This is a genomic window from Desulfatiglans sp. (assembly GCA_012513605.1).
In the GTDB taxonomy this organism is placed as follows: Bacteria; Desulfobacterota; DSM-4660; order Desulfatiglandales; family HGW-15; genus JAAZBV01.
The window spans coordinates 40,341-46,968 of the sequence record JAAZBV010000086.1; the positions used below are offsets into that span (position 1 = coordinate 40,341).

Sequence of the window (6,628 nt, forward strand, 5' to 3'; positions counted from 1 at the left end):
AAATGTAACTCAAAATGATAACAACTCTGAACCTTTTATAACTTGCTACATTCTTTTATTACAGAGGGGATGTCAACCTTAATGTTGTTTATTTTCAATGATCTTGGCTCATATTTATTCGTAGTTACCTGCCTCTTTACTCTTTGAAACTATTAATATCTTAAATACTTAATTGTTTTAGATATTCAGGGAAAAGAATAATCTTTTTACTGTCCTACCCCAACTTCTGACTTCAGATTTCCGGATTTCCAATTGTCTTATGAATTATTTGAAAAATATTTTTCAAGAAGTGGTGAATGTTGAGAATCAAAGGGGTTTACAACTGTAATGCCTCTCCAGATAAAACCTGTCTGTAAATCTTCACTCAAAAGCAGGCGACATTGGTTCTCCGCAGCAACAGCCATAATCAATGCATCCCATATTTGAAGCTTATGATCTACAGCCAGATCCATTGCTGCCTGAAATGATGCCCAGGAGGATTGGGCAACTTCATAACTGTCAGCCCAGCTTATAATTGCCTCTCTCGAAAGCATAGGCGCTCGTCCTGCCTTCCCTGTAAGGACCCTGAAGAGCTCCCCCAAAGTCTGGGCAGGGATAAGGATCTCTTCAGCCGGCAACCTCTCTAAAAGATATATTGTTTTACTACAGCGCACTTCATCTCCGATCCCTTCTGCATATGCCAGGATATTTGTATCAAGGGCTATTCTCATCATTATTCACTATAAAGGTCTTCTCGTGTCCAATTACGGACCCCTGTAACCGACTGGGACTTTAAACGAGATAGGAGAAGTTTTTTCATTGCGCTTTTTCGCATAGTGTCTGATGATATAGATGTTATCTTTGCCACAGGGGTACCTCTGGAAAGAATGGTTACATCTTCACCCATCCGAACTTCCTTTAATAATTTAGAAAAATCACGATTTGCATTAGCTGATGTTATAGTCTTCATATAAATCCTCCGCTAAAGGTAGTTAATAACACTACTTTAAAGGAAGGAGGTCTAACTGTCAATTGCTTTCCCTGATTTTTGAAATGCTACCCTACATAAGGAGCCAAATAACAAAAAAGCCGGGGTGAAACTCTGCCTCCGACTTTTCAGATTGCTGACCTCTGATCTCTGACCACTATTTTTATATATCTTTAATTTAACTTTACCCTGTTTTCTTTTGGATGGCAAAAAGCGGCGTTCTATTTCTTTCAGGACCTTTGCCAGAATATCTTCTATAACAGCTTGAAAAAATACCTTTGAAATATACCTACAATTATAATTCTCCAGCCATTTTTAATGCTGCTTCAACAATAGATGCGCCCATCCAATAACCATTATCTCGCATATTTTGTAAGGCTGATCCAACGTTTTCTATGAGCCCTTTATTTTTTGCCTCAACAAGGATTCTTGCAGATCCAATAACCTCCAACCCATATACAGTTCTTGCAATCTTTCTTGCTTTGCGTTCATCGATTAATGTAAAATCCGCCTTCAATTCTCTTGCAAGTGCAATTACAGATGCCTCTCCCTCGTCCAGAGATTTTAACAACAAAGGATCAATCGAGGTAGAAATCGGTAAAACCTTTATCCATTGTACCCTGTTGTAATTGGACAAACCTGCATTTTCTGATCCACCAGCCAGGATCTCTCTATGAACTGCCTCGGGTACAGCGATAACATCAAAAAGGTCTCGAAGAATATCTATACGATTAATTAGTGATAAGGCTACAAGCGGGCCTGTATTACAAACCATTTTACCAAGCATGTATCACTCTGAAAATTCGGCGTTAATCTCTTCCTGATCCCATTGCACGCTGGATGCGCCATAACGATTGCATTCCAGCAAAAATCTAACACGGGATACCTTTGCCATTCTTGCCGCCTGACCGGATGTAAGCCTTCCCATTTCAAATAACTTGACAGCCAGGGCGAATCTGGCCTCTTGCTCAAACGTTTCATTGCTCTGGTTCAGTACAGCAGGTATGAAATCGGGATATTCTATCTCTATCATTCGCATGCTATACCTCCTTTATCATTTAAAATTATTAATGTTCGTATAAATTATATCAAAACCATTTTATTTTGATAGTTATTTCAAAAACGCCTACAGTGGAAATAACATTGCCAAGAATCTTTGTTAATAGAGCTATATCCCCTCTTACCTCAAGCCTCAAGTCTCAGGTCTCTCTGATCTCCGTTCTCTGACTTCTGTCTTCTTTCTTCTATCTTTTGTCTCTTGTCTCTTGTCTCAGGTCTCAGTTCTCCGCCCTCATCCCTCTCATTCCGGTTTCAAATTTCAGGTCTCATCCCTCTATCTTCTGTCTTCTGACATCTGGTATCTGTCTTCTGACTCCTGGCTACCGACTTCTGGAATTTCGAATCCCCTTAACCACCCTCTCCAAATCCTCTTCATCCATTTCAACACCTCATACGAATGAAATAGTTAGCAAATACAAAACCTGCAAAGAAGAACAATAGCAATCCAAAGACCGGGATAATACCAAATGGCTTTATTAACAGGATACACAGCCCTACTATCAACTGCAATGCACTATATCCAACAGATATTTTCCAATGGGCAATACCCATTTCGTTTACAAGGATTTGATAAAAGTGTCTTCTATGGGCTTTAAGAAGGTTTTCACCAGCCTTGAGACGGACAAACATAGTAACAAATTCATCTGCATAAAATGGAAATAGAAACCCGGCAAGGCATATAAAATCCAGAAAACTCCTGGAAAGCATAACTACAAAAGATGCAAATACAAATCCCAAAAGAATGCTACCAACATCACCCATAAATACTTTAGCGTTTGGGAAATTAAAAGGAAGAAATCCAATACATGCTAAAGCGATGGAGACTGCAAGAAATGTTAATTTACTATCACCGTGAGAAATATAATTATAGAAAGCAAGCAAACCAAAAGCAACAATAGCTGTAATTCCTGCAATACCATTAATGCCATCCATAAAGTTGTACCAGTTGGTTGTGGCTACAATGAACAAAATGAAAAAGATAAAAATTAGAATAGAGAAAACTGGAGAGAGCTTTAAAGCCTCAGAAGGAAGAACATCAGATAGGACAGGAGCAAATATAATGAAGGATAGAGTTAATAAAAATTGAATAGGCAGTCGAAGCTTTGGGGACACTTCCCTTTTATCGCCAATAAGGCTTATCAAAGAAAGAATAACAGCAGGTATCCAAAATGCTGGAGAGATTTTAGCAAATATGGTTGAAATAACGAAGGCAATAAGTATCCCAATCCCACCACCTTTTGGGATAATACCTACATGAGAACTCCTGTTATTTGAATGATCAAGCAGGCCTACATAATTAGCATAATGTGATATAGACCATGCACCCAAGCATCCTAAAAAAAAACTCACTAAATAAATGGGCACCATAATATTCAGTTACGCTTTGCAAAAACCGAATGCAAATCATGTCTAGGCTGAAAACCTGTTTGAAGCATGCGAGTGTTATCAAATACCAGGCTTCCTGCCACTTTATCATAACAGGAATGAAACCATAATTTTTGTTTCCTAAAAATTGATCCGGCCAGACGAGTTAGAAACCAAACCATTGATAAAGGTACTGGAACTACCGGTTTATAACCATAAATATTATTATTTTTGAAAGTTTTGATGATTTCATAGAATGAGTATGGTTTAGGGTCACATACATTTATAACTTCTATACTCCGTTCACTACCTCTTCTCTTAAGTATATGTTCTATAAAATCGATAAGATTTGGCCTTGCAAGAGCAGACATACTTTGTTGTCCGTTTCCAAAAACAACATATGCGATTTTTTTAGGCCCAAAAATTCTTCTTTCAAGATTTAACCGAAAATCCCTATCATATACCGGGGCGAGTCTTAGAATTGTTAATTTATGGATTATACCCTTTTCATATAAAGCAATAAGACGTTTCTCTGCATCCAGCTTGCTAAATGCATAATCGCTTGAAGGATTAGATAGGGAATCTTCAGAAACAGGTTGCAATAAATCACTCTCTCCGTAAACAGAAATTGTAGAAAGAAAAATAAAATGTAATTTGTTTTTTTCAGCGGCAATGGATGCAAGATTTTCAGTTGCTTCGCTGTTTATTTTAATATAGGCATCCCTATCATAAGCTCCTACCTTCTGATGAGCCAACCCTGCACAATGTATAACAGTTGAGGGTATGATACCAATTTGACTTTTTAGTAGTGCAATGTCCGTTAAATCGCATTCAATAAATTTATATTTATTTGGGAAATCTACATTTTTCTTAATGTCGAGTGCAACAACTTCATATAAGGATGGTAACAAGGTGAACAGTTCTCTTCCTATGACACCATTGGCCCCTGTTACTAAAATCTTCATTGACCTAGTAATTCCTTATATACTTCCATTGTCTTTTCAATAACTATTTTTAAAGAAAAATTGTTTTCTACTAGCTTGCGTCCATTTTCTCCCATTTTCTTGCGAAGTCCATTATTCGCAATTAAAGTACCAATTGCATCTGCTAGTTTTTCTGGGTTACGTATAGGGACCAATAAACCATTTTCACCATCAATTACAATTTCTTTACACCCTGGTGTGTTTGTAGTTACTATAGCACGACCACAAGAAGCGGCTTCTATCAATACTTTTGGAATACCCTCACCATAAAATGAAGGCAGACAAACAATGTTTGATTTTGAAATAACATTAGGCATATCACTTTTATGCCCCCACCATTCAACAACACCCTCTGAATCCCAATCTGATAATTGATCTACAGAAATAGATGAGGGATTATGCATATCACTATCCCCAATAAGCGCGAAACGCGCTATTACACCCCTACTTTTCAAATATCTAGCAGCCTCAACAAATTCTTTAATCCCCTTTGCCCATAACATTCGAGAAGCAAGAATAACTAAAGGGGCACCATCGGGCTCCTTAGTCGGTGAATAAATATTAATATCAACCCCCGATCCTTTAATCAGTCTTACCCTTTCTTTATTAATAAAACCTTTGCCAATCAATAACTCAGAATCATCCTGGTTTTGCAATATTAAGCGAGATTTTTTTCTGTTAATAAGCCACCTCAAAGATAATCCCATTACAGCGCGCAAGAGACGTGCCTTTAGATCTGTTGAAGTAAAAATGTAACCAAGACCTGCAAAAGCATTTACCACATTAGATACTCCAGCAAATCTAGCTGCAAAAGAACCATAAATGACTGGCTTCATTGCGACATGGTGAAGTATGTCAGGCATTTCTTCACGATAAATTTTTATGAGACGCTTTATTACTGAAAGCTCTGAAACCAAATTCATCCCCCGGCGGGACAAATCAAATGGAATCAGCCTGATACCAGCTTGACGTATTAATTCACCATGTTTGTTAACATGTGTAATCACTGATACATCATAACCGGCATCTTTCGCTGCAATAGCAAGAGGCAAACGATGAGAATAAAAATACCAATCCTCAGTAACGAAAAATATCAATTTGAATCTTCGCACTTATCACCCATAAATAAGCTTTATTTCCTACCAATAAGTATGAAACCACTAGGGGCAGTCGATACTCTTTTAGGAAATACACTCCATACCCATACAAGCAGATGGTTAAATATTCTTAAGGGAAATAGAATAGGATAAGGCCTGAATGCTGTTGTTAGAAGGTCCGATATCACATGAGAGCGGTTACCCTGCACCATTATCTCAACATGATTAAAGCGTTGAAAAACTACTTTAAGTGCCTCAGGTGTAAAACGATAATAATCGAACGGATCGGCATGTTGCTGGAACATAAATGGTATGGTAATGATTACACATCCTCCTAACTTTAAAACACGTTCTACCTCATCGACAAATAAGAATGGATATTTAAGATGTTCTATTAGTTCCGAAGCTAATACACAATCGAGAGATGCGTCCTTAAAAGGAAGAGCCATAGCGTCAGCTATGATATCGGTCTTACCTTTTATAGGTGTTATGTCTAACCTTATATATTTTTTTGCATTAGAAAACAAAACAGCATAGGGATCATGTCCAGCGCCAGCAATAAGAACATTATCATATTTTGGAATAGATAGTGACTTAATCGATCTCTCAACAAGGAGACGCCTTGCAGTTGGAAAAACTTTTCTAACAATATTAGTTGGATTCATATGCCCTTATCTAATAGTACAAAAATAGCATGCGCAAAGATGGAATAATTATATATTTTTCATGAAGCTATCTACATAATCAATATAATTAGAATAGTTAAAACCTTTAAAGTCTTTGCAATACTTTTTCATGTTAATAATTTTATCCTTCCCAACATTACAGGCTTTAAATAAAGATTTTTTTAAATTTTCTTGAGATGAAGTGTCTAAAATATATCCCGTCTGGCCAGGTATAAAATACTTTTCAATATTCAGCATCGAGTTTGTTAGCACAGGTGTCCCACACGAAATTGACTCAACATATTTTGTCGGAAAACCTGCCATGTTTAACTTATTGCTATTTCGTATAAAGATATGATAATCGGCTTTACTAATAGATGTTATTGTCTCAACATGGGATAGTCTCCCCTTAAAAGAAACAACCTCATCAATCCCACATGGCAACGTATTCTGAGCAAACAAATGCTTATATTCGTTTTTTGTAATCCCTAA

General features: G+C 37.1%; 9 protein-coding genes. All 9 read right to left on the reverse strand.

The features are described from left to right. Positions 1-257 precede the first annotated feature (257 nt). On the reverse strand, positions 258-710 hold the full coding sequence (locus GX654_11310) for a PIN domain-containing protein (protein NLD37446.1): 453 nt from the start codon (positions 708-710) through the stop codon (positions 258-260). Between the two features lie 2 nt (positions 711-712). Further along, positions 713-949, reverse strand: coding sequence for a type II toxin-antitoxin system prevent-host-death family antitoxin (locus GX654_11315; protein ID NLD37447.1), 237 nt, complete (start codon positions 947-949; stop codon positions 713-715). Between the two features lie 313 nt (positions 950-1,262). Continuing rightward, positions 1,263-1,754: a DUF3368 domain-containing protein gene (locus GX654_11320; GenBank protein ID NLD37448.1), complete on the reverse strand. Its 492-nt coding sequence runs from the start codon at positions 1,752-1,754 to the stop codon at positions 1,263-1,265. A 3-nt stretch (positions 1,755-1,757) separates the two neighbouring features. Continuing rightward, positions 1,758-2,006, reverse strand: coding sequence for a UPF0175 family protein (locus GX654_11325; protein NLD37449.1), 249 nt, complete (start codon positions 2,004-2,006; stop codon positions 1,758-1,760). Positions 2,007-2,407: 401 nt separating this feature from the next. After that, positions 2,408-3,355 carry a UDP-N-acetylmuramyl pentapeptide phosphotransferase gene (locus tag GX654_11330; protein NLD37450.1) on the reverse strand — a complete coding sequence of 316 codons (948 nt, stop codon included), beginning with the start codon at positions 3,353-3,355 and terminating at the stop codon, positions 2,408-2,410. A 44-nt stretch (positions 3,356-3,399) separates the two neighbouring features. Next, positions 3,400-4,356, reverse strand: coding sequence for an NAD-dependent epimerase/dehydratase family protein (locus tag GX654_11335; protein ID NLD37451.1), 957 nt, complete (start codon positions 4,354-4,356; stop codon positions 3,400-3,402). Further along, positions 4,353-5,486 (reverse strand): glycosyltransferase family 4 protein, encoded by a 1,134-nt coding sequence (locus tag GX654_11340; GenBank protein ID NLD37452.1) that lies wholly within the window; start codon positions 5,484-5,486, stop codon positions 4,353-4,355. The genes GX654_11335 and GX654_11340 overlap by 4 nt, the downstream gene beginning before the upstream one ends. A gap of 20 nt (positions 5,487-5,506) precedes the next feature. Continuing rightward, entirely contained in the window at positions 5,507-6,136 is a 630-nt protein-coding gene (locus tag GX654_11345) for a class I SAM-dependent methyltransferase (protein ID NLD37453.1), read from the reverse strand. Between the two features lie 48 nt (positions 6,137-6,184). After that, positions 6,185-6,628 (reverse strand): glycosyltransferase (locus tag GX654_11350; protein ID NLD37454.1); only part of this gene is annotated, 444 nt, incomplete at its 5' end.

Excerpts from the sequence above, each read along its gene's own strand:
- GX654_11315 (NLD37447.1), bottom strand. The coding sequence starts at position 949 with ATGAAGACTATAACATCAGCTAATGCAAATCGTGATTTTTCTAAATTA.
- GX654_11325 (NLD37449.1), bottom strand. The coding sequence starts at position 2,006 with ATGCGAATGATAGAGATAGAATATCCCGATTTCATACCTGCTGTACTG.
- GX654_11320 (NLD37448.1), bottom strand. The coding sequence starts at position 1,754 with ATGCTTGGTAAAATGGTTTGTAATACAGGCCCGCTTGTAGCCTTATCA.
- GX654_11345 (NLD37453.1), bottom strand. The coding sequence starts at position 6,136 with ATGAATCCAACTAATATTGTTAGAAAAGTTTTTCCAACTGCAAGGCGT.
- GX654_11310 (NLD37446.1), bottom strand. The coding sequence starts at position 710 with ATGAGAATAGCCCTTGATACAAATATCCTGGCATATGCAGAAGGGATC.
- GX654_11335 (NLD37451.1), bottom strand. The coding sequence starts at position 4,356 with ATGAAGATTTTAGTAACAGGGGCCAATGGTGTCATAGGAAGAGAACTG.